At 69.5% G+C, this 20,814-nt stretch carries 20 protein-coding genes, 1 tRNA gene and 2 pseudogenes; 12 read left to right on the top strand and 11 right to left on the bottom strand.

Translation table 11 applies throughout. The features are described 5' to 3' along the window. Window positions 1-71 precede the first annotated feature (71 nt). Window positions 72-719 carry an FMN-dependent NADH-azoreductase gene (locus O7611_RS01370; RefSeq protein WP_194798748.1) on the bottom strand — a complete coding sequence of 216 codons (648 nt, stop codon included), beginning with the start codon at window positions 717-719 and terminating at the stop codon, window positions 72-74. Between the two features lie 86 nt (window positions 720-805). Between O7611_RS01370 and O7611_RS01365 the strand changes: the two genes are divergently transcribed. Next, entirely contained in the window at window positions 806-1,288 is a 483-nt protein-coding gene (locus O7611_RS01365) for a MarR family winged helix-turn-helix transcriptional regulator (protein WP_174361689.1), read from the top strand. A gap of 25 nt (window positions 1,289-1,313) precedes the next feature. Here the strand turns inward: O7611_RS01365 and O7611_RS01360 are convergent, their stop codons facing one another. Beyond that, window positions 1,314-2,327, bottom strand: coding sequence for a potassium channel family protein (locus O7611_RS01360; protein ID WP_194798749.1), 1,014 nt, complete (start codon window positions 2,325-2,327; stop codon window positions 1,314-1,316). Window positions 2,328-2,501: 174 nt separating this feature from the next. Between O7611_RS01360 and O7611_RS01355 the strand changes: the two genes are divergently transcribed. From O7611_RS01355 to O7611_RS01345, 3 genes are all read left to right on the top strand, one after another. Next, a complete protein-coding gene (locus O7611_RS01355) occupies window positions 2,502-3,701 on the top strand; it encodes a hypothetical protein (protein WP_269696071.1) in 1,200 nt (399 codons plus the stop codon). Window positions 3,702-3,806: 105 nt separating this feature from the next. Beyond that, window positions 3,807-4,448: a helix-turn-helix domain-containing protein gene (locus O7611_RS01350; protein WP_194798751.1), complete on the top strand. Its 642-nt coding sequence runs from the start codon at window positions 3,807-3,809 to the stop codon at window positions 4,446-4,448. 126 nt (window positions 4,449-4,574) lie between these two features. Further along, window positions 4,575-5,165: an ATP-dependent Clp protease proteolytic subunit gene (locus O7611_RS01345; RefSeq protein WP_194798752.1), complete on the top strand. Its 591-nt coding sequence runs from the start codon at window positions 4,575-4,577 to the stop codon at window positions 5,163-5,165. A gap of 50 nt (window positions 5,166-5,215) precedes the next feature. Here O7611_RS01345 and O7611_RS01340 read toward each other — a convergent pair whose 3' ends face one another. Beyond that, window positions 5,216-7,015, bottom strand: a complete 1,800-nt coding sequence (locus O7611_RS01340) for an adenylyl cyclase (RefSeq protein ID WP_269696070.1) — start codon at window positions 7,013-7,015, stop codon at window positions 5,216-5,218. A gap of 120 nt (window positions 7,016-7,135) precedes the next feature. Beyond that, window positions 7,136-7,912, bottom strand: coding sequence for an HAD-IIB family hydrolase (locus tag O7611_RS01335; RefSeq protein WP_194798754.1), 777 nt, complete (start codon window positions 7,910-7,912; stop codon window positions 7,136-7,138). A 231-nt stretch (window positions 7,913-8,143) separates the two neighbouring features. Here O7611_RS01335 and O7611_RS01330 point away from each other — a divergent pair, with 231 nt between their 5' ends. The 5 genes and pseudogenes from O7611_RS01330 to O7611_RS01310 all read left to right on the top strand — a co-directional run bounded on the left by O7611_RS01330 (window position 8,144) and on the right by O7611_RS01310 (window position 12,356). Beyond that, window positions 8,144-9,214 (top strand): family 43 glycosylhydrolase, encoded by a 1,071-nt coding sequence (locus tag O7611_RS01330; protein ID WP_194798755.1) that lies wholly within the window; start codon window positions 8,144-8,146, stop codon window positions 9,212-9,214. A gap of 288 nt (window positions 9,215-9,502) precedes the next feature. Beyond that, window positions 9,503-9,676 (top strand): hypothetical protein, encoded by a 174-nt coding sequence (locus tag O7611_RS01325; RefSeq protein WP_013283846.1) that lies wholly within the window; start codon window positions 9,503-9,505, stop codon window positions 9,674-9,676. A gap of 74 nt (window positions 9,677-9,750) precedes the next feature. Next, on the top strand, window positions 9,751-10,413 hold the full coding sequence (locus O7611_RS01320) for a DUF6882 domain-containing protein (protein WP_194798756.1): 663 nt from the start codon (window positions 9,751-9,753) through the stop codon (window positions 10,411-10,413). A gap of 437 nt (window positions 10,414-10,850) precedes the next feature. Beyond that, window positions 10,851-11,701, top strand: a pseudogene (locus O7611_RS01315) (IS5 family transposase). Window positions 11,702-11,966: 265 nt separating this feature from the next. Beyond that, the gene (locus O7611_RS01310) at window positions 11,967-12,356 is read left to right on the top strand and encodes an Imm32 family immunity protein (RefSeq protein ID WP_194798758.1); all 390 of its coding nucleotides are present in this window, start codon (window positions 11,967-11,969) and stop codon (window positions 12,354-12,356) included. Window positions 12,357-12,692: 336 nt separating this feature from the next. On the opposite strand, the gene O7611_RS01305 is transcribed toward O7611_RS01310, so the two are convergent. Further along, complete coding sequence (locus O7611_RS01305) at window positions 12,693-13,385, bottom strand: hypothetical protein (protein ID WP_194798759.1); 693 nt, start codon at window positions 13,383-13,385, stop codon at window positions 12,693-12,695. Window positions 13,386-13,618: 233 nt separating this feature from the next. Here O7611_RS01305 and O7611_RS01300 point away from each other — a divergent pair, with 233 nt between their 5' ends. Continuing rightward, on the top strand, window positions 13,619-13,786 hold the full coding sequence (locus O7611_RS01300; protein WP_228531249.1) for a hypothetical protein: 168 nt from the start codon (window positions 13,619-13,621) through the stop codon (window positions 13,784-13,786). 187 nt (window positions 13,787-13,973) lie between these two features. Here the strand turns inward: O7611_RS01300 and O7611_RS01295 are convergent. Beyond that, window positions 13,974-14,046, bottom strand: a tRNA-Arg gene (locus O7611_RS01295). 218 nt (window positions 14,047-14,264) lie between these two features. Between O7611_RS01295 and O7611_RS31890 the strand changes: the two are divergent. Beyond that, window positions 14,265-14,810, top strand: a pseudogene (locus O7611_RS31890) (hypothetical protein). A 350-nt stretch (window positions 14,811-15,160) separates the two neighbouring features. Here the strand turns inward: O7611_RS31890 and O7611_RS01290 are convergent. The 5 genes from O7611_RS01290 to O7611_RS01270 form a co-directional block, all read right to left on the bottom strand. Beyond that, on the bottom strand, window positions 15,161-16,594 hold the full coding sequence (locus O7611_RS01290) for an alpha/beta hydrolase (protein ID WP_269696069.1): 1,434 nt from the start codon (window positions 16,592-16,594) through the stop codon (window positions 15,161-15,163). Between the two features lie 346 nt (window positions 16,595-16,940). Continuing rightward, window positions 16,941-18,182 carry a hypothetical protein gene (locus tag O7611_RS01285; RefSeq protein ID WP_269696068.1) on the bottom strand — a complete coding sequence of 414 codons (1,242 nt, stop codon included), beginning with the start codon at window positions 18,180-18,182 and terminating at the stop codon, window positions 16,941-16,943. Then, the gene (locus O7611_RS01280) at window positions 18,169-18,708 is read right to left on the bottom strand and encodes a SigE family RNA polymerase sigma factor (RefSeq protein ID WP_332367415.1); all 540 of its coding nucleotides are present in this window, start codon (window positions 18,706-18,708) and stop codon (window positions 18,169-18,171) included. The genes O7611_RS01285 and O7611_RS01280 overlap by 14 nt, the downstream gene beginning before the upstream one ends. A gap of 92 nt (window positions 18,709-18,800) precedes the next feature. Then, a complete protein-coding gene (locus O7611_RS01275; RefSeq protein ID WP_194798762.1) occupies window positions 18,801-19,163 on the bottom strand; it encodes a hypothetical protein in 363 nt (120 codons plus the stop codon). Between the two features lie 129 nt (window positions 19,164-19,292). Then, window positions 19,293-19,808, bottom strand: a complete 516-nt coding sequence (locus O7611_RS01270; protein ID WP_194798763.1) for a peroxiredoxin — start codon at window positions 19,806-19,808, stop codon at window positions 19,293-19,295. Window positions 19,809-20,178: 370 nt separating this feature from the next. Here O7611_RS01270 and tmk point away from each other — a divergent pair, with 370 nt between their 5' ends. Continuing rightward, window positions 20,179-20,802, top strand: coding sequence for a dTMP kinase (gene tmk / locus O7611_RS01265; RefSeq protein WP_269696067.1), 624 nt, complete (start codon window positions 20,179-20,181; stop codon window positions 20,800-20,802). Window positions 20,803-20,814: the final 12 nt, after the last annotated feature.

Below are 20,814 nucleotides of genomic sequence, written 5' to 3'. Positions count from 1 at the left end.
GACCCGTCACACGCGAAGGGCGGGCCGTTCCCCCGCGGAACGGCCCGCCCTTCGCGTGTGTGTCGGCCCGGTCAGGCGGCCGCCGAGGCGGGCACCCACAGCTCGTCGACGGCCCGCTCGGCTGCGGCGAGGCTCTGCTCGAACAGCGGGATCAGCTCGGCCATCGCCGGGTTGACCGGGGCCAGGGTCAGCTCGGCGCAGATGAACCGCGGCTCCAGCCCGGTCAGGGAGAGGCCGTGCGGCAGCCACGGCTCGGCGTGGTCCCAGCCCTCCCGTGGGGTGCCCGGGCCGTACCCGCCACCGCGGCTGACCAGGACGACGAACTGGCGGTCGCCGAGCAGCCCGGCGTTCGTCACCGGGTCGTACGCGATGCCGGGGGCGATCAGGTGGTCGACCCAGGACTTCACGCTGCTGGGCGCGCCGTAGTTGTAGAGCGGGAGCCCGAGCAGGACGGTGTCGGCCTGCTTCACCTCGGCCACCACCTCCTCGGTCAGCCGCCAGGACGCCCGCTGCTCGGGCGTGTGCTGATCCGGCGGCACCATACGCGCGAGGCCGCTCGCCGTGTCGAGGTGCGGCAGCGGGTTTCGACCCAGGTCGCGGTAGGTGACCGTGCCGTCCGGGTGGGCGGCGCGCCACGCGGCGGCGGCGCGGGCGGTGAGCCGCCGGCTGATCGACCGCTCCCCGGTGATGCTGGAGTCGATGTGCAGTAGGTGTGCCATTGGTGATTCCTCCTCCGACGATCGTTCGTGTAGGACCAACTATTTATAGCAGGTCGATGTTCCCCGGGCCGCGTAAACTGGGTCACATGTCCGCCGCACCGGTCGAGGAGTCCGAGCGCCGCTCCGGGCCCCTGCTCGACCATCTGGCCCGGCGGATGCGGCTGCGCTCGGAGTCGGTGCTGGCCCCGCTGGGTCTGCGCCCCCGCCACCTGGTGGCGCTCACCGTGCTGCGCGACGCCGGCGGAATCAGCCAGCAGGCGCTTGCCGGCACGCTCCAGATCGACAGCACGAACGTGGTCGGGCTGCTCAACGACCTGGAGGCGGACGGCCTGGCCGAGCGCCGCCGCTCCCCGGAGGACCGTCGCCGGCACGAGGTACGCCTCACCGAGGCGGGCACGAAGCGGCTGCGCGAGGCCGAGTGCGCGCTCGCCGGAGCGGAGGAGGAGGTCCTCGGCGCGCTGGCACCGGGCGAACGGGACCTGCTCTACGACCTGCTGCGACGGGCCACCCAGGGCCGGTCGTCGACCTGCGGTGAAGTGATCGCGGAGGGTGGCCCGGGCGCCTGCTGACCGCGGGCGCTCAGCGGGGCGAGGGTCAGATCGCGGTGGTGGCCTGCGGCCGGTCGTCCCGGACGTGGACCAGCATGTCGCCGGTCTCGATCACCGCGCCGGCGCGGTCGTTCAGCGTGACCACCTTGCCCCGGCGGACCAGCGCGATGACCAGCGACTCCAGCTCACGCGGGGAGCGGCCCACCTCGTCGCGCTCGGCCGACCGCATCGCCAGCGCCATGCCCTGACCCGGAGTGAGCAGGTCCTCCACCACGTCGATCAGGGGCGGGGCCGAGGTGGACAGGCCGAGCAGCCGCCCGGCCGTGGCCGACGAGACGATCACGTGGTGCGCGCCGCTCTGCTTGAGCAGCGGCGCGTTCTCCGCCTCCCGGACCGCCGCGATGATGCGTACCTGACCGGCGGTGAGCTGCCGGACCGTGAGCGCCACCAGTACCGACGCGTCGTCGCTGTCCGTCGCGATGATGACCGACTTCGCGGTACGCACGTGCGCCTGTTCCAGCACCGACGAGCGGGTCGCCGAACCCTCGATCGTCACCAGCCCGTTGGAGGTGGCCTGCCGCAGCGCCGGCCCGCTCCGCTCGACCACCACGATCTTGGACTTGTCTGTGCCGTTCTCCAGCAGGGCGGAGACCGCGCTTCGACCCTTGGTGCCGTAGCCGCAGATGATGACGTGGTCCTTCACGGTTCTCCTCCACCGCGACAGGCGACGGCCGGTGCGGTACTGCTCGGTCAGGACTTCCAGGGTGGTGCCGACCAGGATGATCAGGAACAGCACCCGGGCGGGGGTGATGAACAGGACGTTCGCCAGCCGCGCCGACGAACTGACCGGCGTGATGTCGCCGTACCCGGTGGTGGAGAGCGAGACCACCACGTAGTAGAAGCAGTCGAGCAGGGTCAGGCCGCTCTCGTCCACGTCGCGGTAGCCGTCGCGGTCGAGCCAGACCACCGCCACGGTGGCGAAGACCAGGCCGAGGGCGGCGAGCAGGCGCAGACTCAGCGCGCTCAGCGGCCCCCGCCGTTGCGCGGGAAAATGGATCACCGTCGGTCCTGCTCCGCCACCTGCACGCCCTCAAGATAGCGGTTACGCCGCGAGCCGGCTGGCTGGGCCGGGCGCCCGCCCTCCTGGCCACCAGCGGTAAGGATTTCGTCACATCCATCGACGCGCCTGCGGGTGAGACTGATGACTCACCGATCGTGGCGAGGGGACGTCGGGATGCGTACACGCATGGCATTGACCGCGCTTGCGGTGGCAGTCGGGATGGTGGTCGCCGGAGCGCCGCCCGCAGTGGCGGACCGGCCCGGGGACGGCCCACCCGGGACGGCCCGGCCCACCCGGCCGAAGCCCACCGTCGTCCCGTCGCCGACCTTCTCCCCACGACCCACCGCCACACCGACGCCGACCGCCACACCGAGACCGACCACCTCCCCGACGCCGACCGTCTCGCCCACCGGTACGCCGACCGCCACCACGCCGGCGCCGATGCCGACGGCGAAGCGGACCGCCGTGGTGCTGCCGTCGCTGGACGGCCGGGGCAGCATCGCGTACGACGTCGACACGGCCGGGGTGGTGGTCGGAGCGGCGGAGGTGGCCGGCGGCTACTGGCACGCGGTGCGCTGGGTGGACGGGCGGATCGAGGACCTGGGGACGCTCGGCGGGCCGAACAGCCAGGCCCAGGCGATCGACGAGCGGGGACGCATCGTCGGCACCGCCCAAGCGGCCGACGGCAGCAGCCACGCCGTGGCCTGGGTGGACGGGAAGATCCAGGATCTCGGCCTGACCGGGGGCATCTTCTCCATCGCGTACGACACCGCGGGCGACCGGGTGGTCGGCGTCTACCACGTCACCGACAGCTTCTCCGGGCGGCGGGCGTTCGTCCGGACCGGGAACACCGAGATCACCATCGACGCCCCGCCTGGTGCGAGCGCGCTCGCGGTGAACGAGGCCGGCACCGTCGCGGGCACCTACGGCTACAAGGACTGGACCGATCCACCGTTCGTCAACCAGGCATTCGTCTGGCGCGACGGCGTCCTGCGATCGCTGGGCACGCTGGGCGGGCCCACGAGCGACGCGACCGGCATCAACGACCTCGGTCAGGTGGTCGGCACGAGCTGGACCGCGGACGGCCGGTTCGCCGCCTTCTTCTGGGACGGTACGACGATGCACCGGCTGGCCACCGCTTCGGCCTCCCCGACGGCGCAGGCCGTGAACGACTCGGGTCTGGTGATCGGCACCGACGGCACCGACGGCCGCGCGATGATCTGGCCCTCACCCACCGCGGCGTCCCAGCTGCTGCCCCTGCCGGACGGGGCGGGGAGCAGCGTCGCGATCAATGTCAACGACAGCGGCCTGATCGTCGGTCACGTGTCCTTCACCTCGCCGAGCTGGCAGCTCCGAGCGGTCGTCTGGCGTTGATCCGCACCTGCCCGGTCGGTACCACGGGGCCGACCGGGCAGGTGCCAGGCGTGTGGACGGGGCATGATGGGGACGTCCGGGACGCCCGACCGCGAGGAGGCCGGCATGTCGTTGCTGCGACGGGTGATCGGCGGGGTGCTCCGGCGCATCCGCCTGCGCCAGGGCCGCACGCTGCGCGAGGTGGCCCAGGCCGCCGGCGTCTCCCTGCCCTATCTCTCCGAGGTCGAACGTGGCCGCAAGGAGGCCTCCTCCGAGGTGCTCGCCGCGATCTGCCGCGCGCTCGGCATCCACCTCGCCGACCTGCTCGAAGAGGCCCGCGACGAGCTGCGCCGGGAGCGTCCGGCCCCGGTCGGCCCCGGGATCTCGGCGGCCCGCTTCGACCGGGTGCCGACCGCCCGCACCGGGCCGCAGCTGCGGGTCGGCCCGCCCCGGCTGTCCGTCAGCCGCCGTCCGGCCGTGTCGCCCCGGCAGCACGTGACCCGGCGGCCCGCCGTCTCGCTCCGGCCGCACGTCGCCCGCCGCCCGGTCACCGCCACGCCGCTGCTGGGCGGCGCGCTGCGGCCCTTCGGCCTGGTGCCGGCGCCGCTCGGTGCACCCCTCGCCGCCGCCACGCCGATCGGGTTCGCCGGCGGCATCCGGATCTGGCCGGCTCCCTCCGCCCCGGCCGTCCGCCCCCGTCCGCGTACCTCCGTCACGCTGGCCCGGCGGCGGGCCCGCGCCGGCCGGCGGCGGCCGGTCGCTGCGTAGCTTCTGCCCAGGGCGAATCTGCCCCCGGCAGAAAGCCTGGGCCGCACGGGTGCGCCCGGCGGACGCTGGAGACCGCCGGGTTCCCGGGCGGTCCCCCGCCCACCGGCGGCACGGAGGTGGGCGGCGATGAGTGGCATCTGGATGCTCGACGAGGGGCAGCCGGCGTTCGGCGACCGGGTCTTCGAACGGCTGCTGAAGGAGCGGATCATCTTCCTCGGCACCGAGGTCACCGACGCGTCGGCCAACCAGATCTGCGCGCAGATCCTGCTCCTCGCGGCCGAGGACGCGGAGCGCGACATCTTCCTCTACATCAACTCGCCGGGCGGCTCGGTCAGCGCCGGCATGGCCGTCTACGACACCATGCGGTACGTCAAGAACGACGTGGCAACGCTGGCGCTCGGGATGGCCGGGTCGATGGGGCAGTTCCTGCTCTGCGCCGGTGCGGCGGGCAAGCGGTTCGCGCTGCCGCACTCGCGGATCATGATGCACCAGCCCTCCGGCGGGATGGGCGGCACCGCCGCGGACATCACCATCCAGGCCGAGAACATGCTGCACGTGAAGCGCACCATGCAGGAGCTGATCGCCCGGCACAGCGGGCGCACGCTGGAGGAGATCCAGCGCGACTGGGACCGCGACCGCTGGTTCACCGCCGAGCAGGCCCGCGAGTACGGCCTCGTCGACCAGGTGCTCACCCGCGTCGACCAGCTCGCGGCGTGAGCGGGCGCGGCCCGGCCGGTCCCGCACCGGCCGGGCCGCCCCTCGCCCGGTCAGGGGTAGCTGATCACCGTGCTGGTGCCGTACGAGCCGACGACCGGGGTGCCGACGTCGTTGATCGTGCGCTCGATGCCGCCGCTGCCGTCCAGGAACACGGTGATCGCGTCGTGGAACCGCACCCCGGCCCGGCGCGGCGCCTCGATCCCCCTGTCGCAGCGGATGTCCACGCCCTGGTTGAAGTACGAGTACACGCCCAGTCCCCACGCCTCGTGCGTGCGGACGTGGTCGGCCACCTTGTACGAGGCCCAGCCGTTGCCGGTCGGGCTGCGCCAGGCCGCCTGGCTCGGCGGGTCGTAGGGCAGCTCGCTCTGGTAGAACACGGTCCGGCCGCGCTCGCCGTTCCAGATCGTCTGCCAACGCTGGTAGTGCTCGACGAAGAGCCCGTACGCGGTCACGTCGTCGCCGTTGACGATCACGCCGGTGGCGGCGGTGTTGACGGTCCAGCCGATCGTGCCGGCCCGGCCGTGGTCGCCGCGCCAGGCCCAGATGTTGTCGATCAGCGTGTGCCGGCTGTGCACCACCAGGCTGGTCACCGCCCGCCCGGCGTACGGACCGCCGATGCGGAAGAAGACGTCCTGGAGCGAGATCGGGTTCGTGGCGTGCGACCGGTGGCAGTGCCGCGTACCGACCTCGACCAGCACCGGCGACTCGACCGGCCCGGCGTCCACGAGCACCCCGGCGATGCGGACCCCGTCCACGTCATCGATCCGCAGCGCCGCGTCCCCGCGGTCCGGCACCAGGCTCGGCATGCCGAGGCCGAGCACCACGGTGTCCGGGCGGCGTACCCGCAGGGCCCGATCCAGGTGGTAGACGCCGGGGGTGAGCAGCAGGTGCTTGCCTCGGGCCAGTTCGGCGTTGATGCGCTTGGCCGAGTCGGTGGGCCGGGCCAGGAAGAACGCGGACAGCGGCAGCGACGGCACCGGCGCGCCACCGGTGGCCCAGGTGGTGCCGGCGGTGTCGCGGCGCAGGCGCGGTACGGCGACCCGCCAGGCCCCACGGACGTCGACGAACAGGTACGGCTTCTCCCGGGTGACCGGGCTGGTCGGCAGCGTGGTGTACGGCGGGTCGGGGAAGCCCTGCGCGGGCGCGCCGATCACGCCGGAGAAGACCTGGTTCCACACGCCGTTCGTCCACTCGCCGCCGAGTTCGCTGTCCCGGGTGAGCCACTGCTGCTGGGAACCGTTGATGGTGATGCCGTCCACCTTGGAGTCGGCGATGTAGCCGCCGCTGGAGTAGCCGCCGTTGCCGGGCTCCAGCCACAGCACGCCCTTGACGTGCACCCGCCGCATCGGTGACGCCTGGGAGACGGCCCACTGGTTCGACCAGTCGGTCGGGGTGACAGCGAGGTTCTCCGCCGAGCGCCAGAAGTTGGTGAGCGCGGAGATGCCGGCGGGCGAGTTCGGGTCGGGCTGCCCGACCACCCGGACCGCGCCGTGGATCTCCACGTCGTCCGGGTGGGTGCCGAGACCGGCGACTGTCGTGTAGTAGCCGAGCCGGGCGTCCACCTCGTAGCGGCCGGGCTTGAACAGCACGGCGTACCTGTCGAAGCCCATCTCGTTGCGTTCCTGGGCGGTGAACAGCCGGTCCAGCGTGGACTGGATCTCCTCCACCGGCGTGCTCGGGTCGCACACGAAGACGTTCGGGCCGAAGTCGGGCTCGCGGGCGGGGCGCGCGGGCGGCGACGCGGCCGGAGACGCGGCCGCTGCGCCGGCCGGGAGGCCGAGGGCGGTGAGCGAGGCCGCGGACGCGGTGAGTGTGAGGAAACGGCGGCGGGAGGGGTCGGGTGATCGCATCTGCCTGCCTGTTCGGTGATGGGACGGGAGAGCGCTCTCTCGGCTGTTCCTACCTCATCACCGTCGATACCGCCAGAGCCCGCCGGTTCCGGAACCGGCGGGCTCTGCTGCGGGCTGTGTTCAGGCGCGCTCGGCGCGCCGCTTCACCAGGTCGTCGACCAGCTTCTCGACGTAGTCGGCGGTCTCCTCCCAACGGGTGACCGCGACGCAGCGGATGCCCATCGCCTTGACCGGGTAGTCGTTGCCACCCACGTCCAGGCGGTCACCCACGAAGAGCACGTTGTCGATCTTCAGGTCCAGGTGCTCCAGCAGCTTCCGCATGCCGTACGCCTTGTCGACGCCCTTGCGGGTGACGTCGATCGACGTCGAGCCGCCGCCGCGCACCTCCAGGTCGGGCAGCTTCGCCGCGACCGCGTCCCGCAGACGCCGCTTCTTGTCGCCGTCCGGGTCCCAGCCGTACTTCTCAGCCGGCGGCGCGGACTGCCCCAGTGCGGAGAAGGTGATCTGACTGCCCCGGTCCTCGATGATGTCGCCCCAGGTCTTCGCCTCCCACAGGCCGAGCGCCTGCGCCGACTCGGTGAGCGCAGTGACCACACGGGCCTTGTCGGCCTCGGTCAGGTCCTCCGCGTAGACCTGCCGCCAGTCCCCGTCGGACCAGCGGTAGTAGCGGGTGCCGCAGGTCGGCATCAGGTGCAGCCGGTCGCGCTGCTCCTCGGTGAGGTCGAGGTGGGCGAGCACCTGCGACTGGAACTGCTCGAACCGGCCACCGGAGATGACCAGCACGTCCACCTCGGTGAGCAGGTGGCCGAGCAACTCCGCCATCCGACGATCGATCTGGGACTTGGAAATCGCCAGGGTGTCGTCGAGATCGAACGCCACCACTCGAAGATCGTTCACGAATACCTCATGTCGTCGCGGACAGGCCAGGACCTGCCAGGGTACCGACGGGTCCTGGCACCGGCCTGAGGGCCCGGCGGGTGACACGTCCCCTCGACGGAGCGTAACCCGGCGGGTCTCCGGGCGGCCCCGCTTCCCGCTCTCGGCCCACGTTGACGGGATCGTCGGCCGTCGATAGCGTTCGATGAAAATTACCATCATCGATGGGGGGCACCGGTGAGATTCCTTCGAATGCGCGGAGGGCTCGTCACCCTCGCCGCGACCGCCCTGGCAGCCACCACGGCGGCGATCGTGCCGGCCGCCGCCGCGCCCGCCGACGACATGTCCACGCTGGCGAGCTCGTCCACCTTCCCGCTGGCCGACCCGGACACCCTCCTGGCGAAGGACGGCTCGTACGTCACCTACGGCACCACGGTCGGCGCCGGGACCGGCGCGCGCTGCGGCGCGACCGGCAGGCTGTACGTACCGGTCCTCGTCCACGGCTCCGGCAACAGCGTCGGCATGGCCGACTGCGCGTCGCACGACGCCCTGCCGTCCGGCCCGGGCGCCTGGGCCGAGCCCGGCGGCGCGATCTGGGCACCGGGCGTCGCCCGCTTCGGCAGCCGGTTCTTCATGTTCTACACCGCCTCCCGCAAGGGCACGGGCCAGAAGTGCATCGGACGAGCGATCTCCGACAGCGCCCGCGGCCCGTTCCAGAACCAGGGCGAGTGGGCCTGCCCGGACGCCGGCCGGTGGGCACTCGACGCCAACCCCTTCGTGGCCGGCGGGAACCTGTACGTCACCTACCGGGACGACGCCATCGCCTCCGGAGCCGAGACCGGCATCTCCACCGTCCGCACCGACGGCGAGGGCCGCGCGATCTGGGACACCCGCCGGGACATGCTCAAGAGCACCGACATCACCTGGGACACCGCCAAGACCAGCGGCGGTACGCACGTGGTGGAGAACCCGTCGATGTGGAAGGCCGCCGACGGCGACTGGTACCTCATGTACTCGGGCAACAACTGGGACAGCGCCCGCTACGCCACGGGCATCGCCCGCTGTGGCGCCAGTCCCCTGCCCGGCTCCCGATGCACTCCCATCCGCGAAGGCGTGTCGCGGCCTTTCTTCGGCTACACCGGCAGCGCCGGACTCAACCCGATCAGCGGCCTGCCCGGCAACCACCAGGGCCCCGGCGGGATGGACGTCTTCGCCGCCGCCGACGGCAGCGAGCGCGTGGTGTGGCACTGGTGGAACGGCTCCACCCGCTTCCCGATGACCGGCGTCCTGACCCGCCCGTCGACCGGCTTCGTCGTGTCGTAGTCGGCGCGCCTGGTGACACGACTGCTCACCATGCGCTTCGACGTGGTCACGCTGGGTTGAACTGCTTCACGGAAAATTGCATTTGGCAAGAGATGGCACCGAAATTTTCTCGATGCGATGCATCTGCTTGTCAGGTACCCGACAGTGAATTGCCCACTCTTGTGCTAGCTGGCCGCCGGGAGGATGCTCGAACCGTCGAACGGCACTGCGTCGCCTCACACAGAGGGCGGCGCCCGGCTGCCACCGGACGCCGCATTCGACTCCACCGCTGCAACGGAAGGAGTCACGTTGACTGTAATCCCTCACGGGTCAGACTTCGAGACACCAGAGGACGAGGACGAAACCGTTGCCGAGCCGACCGACCGGCACCGGCTCATCCTGGCGTACATCAAGACGCTCAGTCCGATCATCGCCGCCGTCGTCGCCTGCATCGGGACACTGGTGGCAGCGCTGGTCCGCTGACCCGCCGGCCCCGCGCTCCGGCTCCGGCCGGACGCGGGGCCGTCCCGCGCTGAAAGGTCTGGCACACTGCGGCGATGCCGACGTTTGATCGACTCTTCGCCGAACATGTCGGCACCGGCCTGGCCCGCCAGATGGCGCTGGCCGACCTGCTCGGCGAGCGCGACTGGCAGCTCGACGTGCCCGACGGCGTCGCGACGTTCGGAACCGACCTGCGGTACCGCGTCCAGCTCCTCGGCACCGAGAGCCACAACGACGGCACCTGGCTGTGGGCCTGGGCCAACGAGGCCAGCAACCTCCCGCCGTCGGTACTGCATCTGGCCGGCTGGCTTCGCGAGTACGGGCACCGCCAAGGGGTCGCCGAACTCACCGAACCCACGTTCCCGCTCCAGCGCGCCGACGGACACCGCCTCGCCATGCTGGCGTCCGGCCTCACCGGCCACTGCTACTACCGCGGGCCGTACGACGGCGGCGCCGTCTTCTTCCACCTCGACGACGCGCCGCCGCAGATCACCGCGCCGGTCCGGCCGGAGCGGGTGCTGACCGTCCTGACCCAGGTCCTACAGTCCTTCCCGGTGGAGCACCGCGTCGCCGTCGAGTCGTTCCTGCACCAGCAGGGGTGGCGGCTGGATCGGGCGCCGATGTCGGTGACGGCGCAGGAGCGGGGTGGGTCGGTTCTGCGTGTCGACTTCGATGCGATGGGCCGGGTCAGCAACATGTCGGGAACGGTCAGCCCGTAGGCCAATCCGGTGCCGGGCAATGACCTCGCTTCACCTGTGCCGTCATGCGGGCTCCCAGTCCCGGCTCGGCTGTACGGACGGCCACACTTGCCTCCCGTTGGTTTGACGCGCACAGCGCTGAGGCATTCCAATGTGCTGCCGCGCCACAGGGAAGGGAGCGGAACCCCATGCCGCGGATCATTGTTCGTCGCGCCCTGGACACCGGTGGCCTTCTGCGCCGTATTGCGATCGAGATCGATGGGAAGGTAGTGGCACGCTTGAACCGTGGAGCCGTCCAGAGCGTCGACGTAACGCCAGGCCGGCACGTGGTACGGGCTCATCTGGACTGGCAGAGCAGCGCGCCGGTCGATTTGCACCTCGCCGACACGGAGACGATCGCCCTGGAAACGGCCCTAGGCAGTGTCTTCAAAGGATCTTGGTGTCGGATGATGTAGCGCGTGGGTCGTCGCTACGAGTTGTCTGACGTCGAGTGGGAAGCGCTGTCGAGGTATTTGCCGTCGGCGGTGACCGGTGGTCGGCCTCGGGCCGATGACCGGCGGGTGCTCAACGGGATCGTGTGGAAGATCCGGGCCGGGGCGGCGTGGCGGGACGTGCCGGCCCGGTACGGGTCCTGGCAGTCGATCTACACCCGTTTCCGCAGGTGGGCACTCGATGGCACGTTCGAGCGGATGCTCGCCGGGGTCCAGGCCGACGCGGACGCGGCAGGGGACATCGACTGGCTGGTGTCGGTCGACTCGACCATCGTGCGAGCCCACCAGCACGCCGCCGGCGCTAAAAGGGGCGCCGGGAATCGGACGAACCACAAGATCACGCCCTCGGTCGAAGTAGAGGTGGACTGACCACCAAGATCCACCTCGCCTGCGACGGCTCGGGCCGGACGCTGGCGTTCGTGCTCTCCGGCGGCAACGTCAACGACTGCACCCGATTCGCCCACGTCATGGCCGCCATCCGCGTCGAGCGCCCAGGGCCCGGTCGACCTCGCGTCCGACCAGATCACGTCATCGCTGACAAGGGCTACAGCTCCAAGGCCATCCGAGCCGACCTGCGCCGACGCGGCATCGGGCACACCATCCCCGAGCGCGCCGACCAGCAGGCAAACCGCCGCAGGCGAGGCAGCCGCGGCGGCAGGCCACCGACGTTCGACAAACAGCTCTACAAGCGGCGCAACGTCGTCGAACGCTGCTTCAACCGGCTCAAGCAGTGCCGCAGCGTCGCCACCCGCTATGACAAGACCGCGACGTCGTACCAGGCAACGGTCACCATCGCCGCACTACTCCAATGGTTGTGAACCTTTGAAGACGCGGCCTAGCCGAACGATCGATGAGGTTCACGGCGACCGTCCTACAGCCTGGGAGCGGGCTCGATCTACAGGCGGTATGACCGACGCTTTACGAGATCCCCCGAGACCCGACATCGCCGGCAGTCCGATGTGTCCCGCCACGGGAGATGCTTGACGCTCGCGTCCCACCTGATGTCCGACATGATCCTCAGGCGCTCACGGAGACCTTCACGGTGGGCGACGGAAGGGCCGCGCGGTGAGACACAATGCGCCGATGGATGATCACCAACGCTGCCGTCTCTCCGTCAGCGATGACGAGCTGGAGCTTGCCGGTCCGCCGGCTGCGCTCCGCGCCCTCAGCCGCCTGCTACGCCATCATGCTGAGCCCTTTGAGGTGGCGGTCACCGACGGGGCCGTCAGTCAAGAGGCGACCGCGGGTCCGCTGCTTGTCAGTCTGCAAGGCGGGACAACGGTGCATTTCTCCGGCGGGCGTGAGTATCTCGACATCATCTGGGACGCGCTCGATGGTGTGGCTGAGCAAGCCGAGACCGCCGATGACCGGACAGTCCACCGGCATCAGCACATCGAGTACCTTCCTGGCGACGACTTCCGGTCGCCGGACTCAGTCCCGTTGGTCATCGTGTCCGACTGGCCAGAAGCGTAGGTGCGCGACCGCGCGGTGGGCACTGACAGCAACCAGGGCAACTGAGCAACCAAGGCCGACTGTCGCGCATGTGCTGGGACGGATCCGTCAAGCATGAGGTGGGACTCGGCACACCGGCAGTCCGATGTCGGGCTCCACTTGATGCGTGACACATCGGCTCCACTCGACTACTTACAGGTTCCCGCGCGGCGGACTGCCGCTGTTACACAGAGTTACTAGTCAGCCGGTCGCTGGGCGGACTCGACGGCCCACCAGAGGCGTGCGGTCAACGGCGGTGAGGCAGACGAGGTTGGCGGCAGTATGCCGTTGAACCAAGCGAGTGCTGTCGCCGACTCATCAGATCTGGCCGTTCCGGCTCCAGATCATGACGCCGGTGGGTCGCGGTTGACGATCGGTCCATCCGTGGAACAGGCGGATTGCGAGATGGTCGGAGCACCACCATTGATCATGTGGTCCCGATGCCTCAGGGACGGGTGGCAGTGCGGCGAGGATCTCGCCAAGGTGTGCATTGGTGATGTCGTTGGGGACCCACGCCTCCAGCGAGCTGGGTGGCACAGGCTCCCAGTCGTGCAGCTCGTCCATGAGCGCGTGTCCCTCGATCAGGTGATTGATCGAGGGACAGACCTCCAGGAAGGGACCGCCCACGCTCACCCCGAATCGGCCGTCAGTGTGCGCCAGGTAGAGCACGGGTGACGACACGCGCTCGCCGTACCACGCAAATGACCACCCCATGCTCTCTGCCCGAACCATGTCGAGCAGGTCGAATTGCCAGCAGCGGAGGGTGTCGCGGCGCTCGTCGCCGATGCGGACGCTGCGGCGAACGTCGTAGCGCAACCCGCCGAAGCGGGCGGCGAAGCCTTCCCGCCTGACGGTCAACTCAAGGGGCGCCGCAATCAGCCATCCCGACCGGGCCGGCACTTGCACAAAGTCGGTCAGCAGTCGAGGCTGCTCCGGCTGCCGGGTCCCGGCACGGCACAGGAACGCCTGAGCTCTCGGTGACAGACCTTCGGGGTCGTCGAGCACGTGCACATGAACTTCCCAGCAGCCTAGTGCTCCGTTCCCGCGAGCTTAGGACACACGCGTCAACGATTGCCAGTGAGCATGGTCGCCAAGGACGGCCGGCTGTTCCAGAGCGAGCGGGGCAACGTGGTTGCGGCCTCGACGTACTCCCGCGTCTGGGTGAAGGCGCGTCGATTGGCGTTGACCCGCGTCAGGTTGACTCTCCGCTCGCTGGTCGCCCGTATGACCTGCGACACGCTGCCGTGTCGCTGTGGCTCAACGCTGGCGTGCCGGCGACCGAGGTAGCGGAGCGGGCCGGACACTCCGTTGACGTGCTGCTGAAGGTCTACGCCACGTGCATCGACGGCGCGGAGGTCACCGTCAACGACCGGATCGCTGAGGCTCTGACCGGCGTGACGTGGCCCGTATGAGCGCCGTCGTTCCGGATCTTTCCCCGATCACGTCGGCTGACCTGGGCAGATGACTTCAAGGTCATTCCGCACCTGTTCCGCGACCTACGACAAACGGCGGCTTCCGGTGACCTACGCTTGCACACCTGTTCTAATTGAACGGCGTGCGGATTGCCAGCTCAGGCGACGTTCCTGCTGCGTATCGAGGTGCCCCCGGCAGGATTCGAACCTGCGACACACGGTTTAGGAAACCGATGCTCTATCCCCTGAGCTACGAGGGCGCGAGGGACCAGTCTAGCGACCTGAGGGTTCACCTGGGGTGGCAGGGAGTGGCAGGCGTTCACCCACGTCACCCGTACCCCTGTTCGCCCAGCCCAGGAGCACACCCCGAGCGCACGGACCCGGTTTGCGACCGGCGGTCGCCCAGAGTGACCCGCGTTGGCACCGGTTCACCCGGGTTGGCATCGGCTGGAGAGCACACACCGCGCACATCATCGGCGTGGACCGGTTCTCAGAGGATGGGCTGCAGGCGGTCGTCACCAGGTACGAGGCGACGCGGGCGGCTGCGTCGACCGAGCGGGACGAGCAGTTGCGGGCGCTTCACGCGGCCGGGTGGCGGCCGGCGGATCTGCAGCGGGTCACCGGGTACAGCCGGGAGACGATCCGGCAGGCACTCCGACCGGGGGTCCGGCAGGCGGCCAACATCAGCCGGCGCAGGACATCACCCCGGCACCGCCGGCGGACTACCGGCCCTACGGGGATCGGAAGCCCTATGTGGTTGCCGAAACCCTCGCCGCGCTGCACGGCCCGACCGACGGCACGGTGACGCTCCCGCATCACCTCGACTGGTCCAGGGACCGCGCGCCTGTCCAGCATGTACAAGGTGGTCCTCACCGAAGCCAGCACGGTCGAGGACCTGAACACGTGGCTCGATGCTGACCTCCTCCGGCGACTCTGGCCCAGCCTCTGGCTGCCGCCTTAGCTCCGCCAGCGCTGGGAGGACGCCTTTCCCGAACTCGCCACGACCCGCAGCGACGCGGCGTAGCGATGGAACCCCTTCCACGAACCGGCTCGCCCGCGCGGCCGGCAGATCGAACATCAAATGACCGCGTATCGAACCCATCCCGTGCCGCAGATCGAAAGCCAAGGCCAGCGGGGACAGCGGGTCCACACCCGCCTCAAGGTGATCATCCAGCACAGGTACTCCGGCTACATCTACCGCGGCGCGGGCACAAAGTTCGCTGCGGGCACGGCGACCTGGAGGTCGCCGTGCCCGCAGGTCTGCGCGTCGTGGCAGGGATCCACCGCCTAGCCAGCCACGACGTACCAAGGAATCTGCAGACTGCGGAGGCGTTCGGCCAATCGGCGCGGATGTCAAGCCCTCATGCGTCGACATCAGGAGGGCTCACGACCACCAGCCTGAAGCGGACGAGAGATCCGGCCGGACAGGAGATTCGTCTGCTCGTCGAGGGACGGGCGGTCGTCCTCGCCCACCCGCGCCGAACCATCCGTCGGAACCTCGGGGATCGGCGTTCCCTCGCACTCCGCTCCCCGTTTCGGCAGCCTTCCGTTCAGTAGGTAGTCGGCGATGGCGGCGTCGACGCAGGCGTTGGTGCCGTGGACGACGTGGTAGCCGTCGCGCGGAACGCTGAGGAGCCGGTGCCCGAGCAGGTCCGCCATCGCCCGGCCGCCCTCGTACGGTGTTTGCGGGTCGAACTCCTCCTGCACGACCAGCCCTGTCGGGTAGCCGCTGCGGCGCAGCTTCACCAGCGGCTCGACACGCTCCACCGAGCCGAAGGTGCACTCACGCGGAGAAACCGCCGACGCACCCCAGCCGTAGGGAAAGTGCTCGGAGAAGTAGCGCATGTCCGCGTAGTACACCTCGAGGTCGGCGGGCCATTCGGCCTCACAGTTGACTGCCTCCCAGACGCCGTTGCTGGTCGGCGGCGGGTCGGCCTGGATCTCCTGCTGAAGAGCCAACGCCCGGCCCAGGTCACCCGGCACGTCCGAGGACGTCTCGACCTGCTGACGCAGCCGGCTCGCCGTCGCTGCGAAGAAGTCCCAGTACGCCACCTCGTTGGTGGCCCCGATGAGGCCGTCGAACTCGGTGCCGTCGTACACGAAATCACCCTGGTCGATCGGGTGTTGCTCCAGCTTCGCCCGGGTCCGTTCGATCGTGGTGCGCACCTGCGACCGGGTGGTGCCCAGCCCGTAGATTCCGTTGCGCTCGGCCACCCACGTCATCCAGGCGTCGGCGGTCCTGCGTTGGGCGATTGCCTGTTGCTTCCACGCCTCCCGCCATATCCATTGCGGGTGGATCGCGGAGTCCAGGACGTTGCGGTTCAGTCGCTTCGGAAAAAGCGTGCCGTAGACGGCCGTCACGTACGTGCCGTAGGACTTCCCCATCAGGTTCAGCTGACGCTCACCCAGGGCCGCGCGGACGATGTCGAGATCTCTGGCGTTGTTGGCGGTGGTGAAGTAGGGACGCCGGGCACCGTCCGCGCGTTCGCATTGCTGATCACGCCTGCGGAACTCCTCGGTGTACGCCCGCATCTGCGCGTCGGTGAAGCGAGTCCTGCCGGACAACTGCACGCTCGTGCCCTCGCACAGCAGAGGCTGCGACTGCCCGACGCCGCGCGGGTTGTAACCGATGATGTCGTATCGCGCCGACAGCGCCTCGTACGCCGGATCCTCCGACGCGTAGATTCCCTGCCCGCCCGGCCCGCCGGGGACCTCGACCAGTACGCCGAGCCGGTTCGGCTGATCGCTCGCCAGGCGCCGGGAGAGCTCGACGGTCTCCCGGGGACCGTCCGGCCGCCGGTAGTCCAACGGCACCCGCACAGTCGTGCATTCCACCACCGGGGACGCGCTCTCGGCACGGGGAAGCGCGGACGGCGAAGCAGCCGGTGACCGCCTCGGTGGCACCGGCGGACGGGGGCAGGGTCCCCACTCAGGACGCTGCCCGTAGAACTCCGCCAGTCCGACCGGCACCGCGTCGGACTTCGGCGTGGTGTTCGCCTCGGCGAGAGGCACCACCGCCACGCACAGAGCCGCTGTCGCCGTGGCAATCAGACCGGCCTTTGCTCTCCGTTTCATTCCAAGCCCTCATTCTTTGCGGCAGGAGCCGCTGAAGCGGCCCTGCCGAACAGCACCGTCGTGGTGCCGGCGCTGGCCGTCACGGCCGCAGGGCGGTCGCGGCCGGAGTCCAGGTCGACTCGTCGGTGACGTCGGCGACCGTGATTCCCTCGGCGATCTTCTCCAGTTCGACCCGCGGCGGCGTGTTACCGGCCCTATCGGGGCTGACCTCGACTACAACTGCGCCGTCGGCGCTCCGGAACTGGCACCAGATGTCGGCCTGCGGGCCGTCCCACCCAGGCCGGTCGGGTACGTCGTAGCACTTGGTCTCACCGGGCTCCGGCGTCTGGTTCGCGCTGCTACTCGGGATTACGGAGATGTGGAATCCGTCTCTGAGGCCACCCTCGGTCGCCTCGTACGGTGCGGTCAGTCCAGTGGTGGGCGCGGCGGACCTGGTGTACGTCGCGCCGCCGTAGTCGCCGGCGCGGGCCGCGGCAATGCCACCGAGGCCCGCCGTGGCGTGGGTGCCGATCTGCAACGGCACGTAACCGTCCGGCAGGTAGCCCACCGTGAAGGGCAACAGGGCCGGCGTCGGCCTGCTGGGCTTCAGGCCTTCGACCAGGCCGCCCAGCTCCTCGAAGCTCGGCGTGGCCTTGTCGCCGGAGTACGACGTGACAGCAGCCCAGGCGTTGTCGGCGTACTCCCAGGCGAAGAGCTTGTTGCCGCCATCCACCGGGCGCTGCGGGTCAAGGCCGACCGGCAGCGTCGCCTGCACAGCCCTGCGACCGGCCACGGTGACGTTCGCGCCGTCCTTGATCCTGGCCGGGTCGAAGGCACCGGGCCGGTAGACGGTCAGGTAGGCCCAGAGGGACGGCTTCCCGGCGGCAGCCTTTTTCCTGTTCCGCTCGAATGCGTCGCCCTGTCCCTCCACCTCCTGGGCGGTCATGGGCTTGTCGTTCGAGGTGTGGCCGTCGGAGTAGACGGGAGCGATCTGGTACGCGGTGGACGCGACAATCGGGTCCTGCACGTGCAGCGTGCCGGCGTCGTACCCGGTGAAGGTGAAGGTGAACGACGCGGGGTCGGGCCACTCGGCCCCGGCCGGCTTGGACGCCGCCGCGCCGGCCACGAACGGCGCGGCCGGGGGGCTCTGCTGCGCACCCAGGGTCGGTACCACGAACGCACCGGCAACCACGGCCACGACGAGGCCCGCCGCGCCGGCTGACGCGAATCCGGCCCGACGGCGGCGCTGCGCCCGCCGCCCTGCCGTGATGATGTCGTCGACGGTGCGGGACATCGGCGGCTCATCGCCAGTTACCGCGTCCACGAGATCATGCAACCGCATGGGTCCACTCCTTTGTCGATGGTCTGTTGAGATTGGCGCGGTCGTCGCCGAGTGACTCGCGAAGCTTCGCCAGGCCACGGGACACCTGACTCTTGGCCGTGCCCACCGTGCAGTTCAGGACGCTGGCGGTGTCCTCGAGGCTCAGATCCAGGTAGTGCCGGAGCACGACTGCGGCTCGCTGCCGGGGTGGCACCGAGTCGAGCGCCGCCCGCAGGCGCATCCGCTCGTCGGTCGCACCGGCGGGGTCGCGCAGCGCGATGTCCGGCATGGCGTCACCGGCCGACCGCTCGCGCCGCCACGGCCGACGGGTCTCGTCGACCGCAGCCCGGTAGACCATGGTCTTGACGTAGAGATCGGGCCGGTCCAGCTTCCGCCAGCGGGGATAGAGCTTGACCAGAGCATTGGCCACGGCGTCCTCCGCCGCGTGCCAGTCACCGCAGGTCACGTACGCCAGCTTGCGCAGTGACGCCATTTCTGACGTCACGAACTCGCGGAATGCTTGCTCGTCTTCGGCTATCAAGTCCACTGCCTCCTCGTGACGGAGGTAGAACGGAACCGCCCACCCGGAAAGTTGCACCGCTCGAAGAAGCGGGCGGATCGACAGGATGATCGAGCGGGTTAGGGACAGCGCCTCGGCGTGAGGGTGGGGTTGGGATCGGTGTTGACCCGTAGCCGCACCGCAATGACCGGCCCGCGCGGGACGTGCCCCAACCGGACCGCCAGGCAGGTGACCTGCGCGGGCGCGACCACCAGGCTACGCAGGAAGCGCGCCGGGATCCGGGCCCGCGGGACCGGCTGGATCCACCTGCCGAAACGCCACCGGACGCGGCGGGTCAGCGGCGCGTTCAGGTGGCTGCTCACTGCGTACACCCGGAAACGCGGCCTCGACACGCGGGGCACGGCGCAGGAGATGTCGGCGGCGTCGGTGCTGAGGTCGAAGAGTGGCCCGGCCAGCGCCGTCAGCCCCAGGATGAGCGCCACCACGGCGCGGTGGAGCCGGCCGTCAGCCGGGCAGCGCCGCGCCGGCGGACTCGGGCCGGGAAGCCGGAAGACGGCAGCAATGCCGGCCCGGCTGACGGCGGGGCACGAAGAGATGAGTCGTCGTTGGCGTCATCGACCCCGGATCCACTGCAGTACGTCATGCGGGTGACTGCCCGGGTCCTCGATAGGGTGGAACACCTGCGCGATCCTGCCCTCCTCAACGACCAGGGTCTGCCGGCGGAGCATGGTACTTCCGGCCACGGTGAAGGTGGGTAGACGCAGGGCCCGGGTGAATTCCAGATCCTCGTCACTCACCAACGGAAACGGCAGACCAAGCCGCGCCACGGCCGCCTGCTGCTCCTCCCGGGACTGGGTCGAGACGCCGATGATCTCCGCGTCCAACGCGGCGAAGTCGCGGTCGAGGTCGCGAAATCGACAGGACTCGGCGGTGCAGCCGACGGCACCGGGGATCGTGGCCCAGGACTCGGGCATCTGGACGTCCGGCGAACTGATCCTGGGATAGCCATACAGCACGAGGTAGCGACTGCCGTTCGGCGCCCGGTCGATGGCCAGCCGGCCGCCGCTGGTTGCCCGCAAGGATAGGCCGGGTAGCACGGTACCGACCCTCGGGACGCTCTCGGTCACGTCTTCCTGCTCCAATGCTCGGCCTCCGGGCTGTCGCTACCGCTCGTCGACGCGCCGGTGCGCTTGGAGACCGCGCAGCGGCACCTTCAGGTTCGCCGTGTACACGTTCCTCATCCGCAGGCCGGACATGATGGAGGTGCGGCCGATCCTACGGAAGCGCCGACGATCGAGTCGACCGCACCGCCGCCCTTCCCAGCCTTGCCGGAACCATCGTAGTCGATATGGCGTGATTCTCACCACAGGTCGACACTTCGACCTATATTGACATCCTTTGTTCGCATCCTTACACTTCAGAGAATGCTCTCTTGATACCTGAAAAGCCCTTTTGAAGCAGTGCGATCATCGGTACGGAATAGGCGAGGAGCCTAACATGACCTGGTCGAATCTCGGATTCTTCGTGGCCGTCTGCGGCATCGACGGCAGCGGCAAGACAACTCAGGTGGGGTTCCTGGAGAGCAAGCTCGCGGAACGGGGAGAAGTCGTACGGACCCGGCAACCGACAGATCTATATCGTCAGGACCCCGTGGTGCGCACGGTCCTCGACATGGAGCAGGATGATGAGTCCGTGCTGCCCGAGATCGGCCTGCTGGCAGCCTTCGACCGCTATCGACACGTGCGCGAGGTGGTGAAGCCCGCGTTGCGCGCCGGAAAGGCGGTGGTCACGGATCGGTACGTCTACACCGGGTTCGCCTACATGATGGCTCGCGGGATGACCGTCGAATGGTTGACCACGATCTATCAATATCTTCCCGCGCCGGACCTCACCATCTTCCTCGACGTGCCCCCGGAACTAGCGATCGAGCGAATCATCATGCGGGACGGCTCTTCCAAGAAGCGGGAGGAACTCGATCTCGATCGGATGCGTGCCGTTCGCGACAACTTTCTCACTCATCCGTGGGGCGATGTCAATTATCACGTATTGGACGGTACGGCCCCACAGGAAGAGGTTCGTGCCGGAATCAATAAACTGGTCGATGCCTTCGACCCCAGATAGGAGTCGAAGGCG

It is taken from the genome of Micromonospora sp. WMMC273 (genome assembly GCF_027460285.1).
Lineage (GTDB): Bacteria > Actinomycetota > Actinomycetes > Mycobacteriales > Micromonosporaceae > Micromonospora > Micromonospora aurantiaca.
This window is presented reverse-complemented; position numbering and strand designations above follow the sequence as displayed.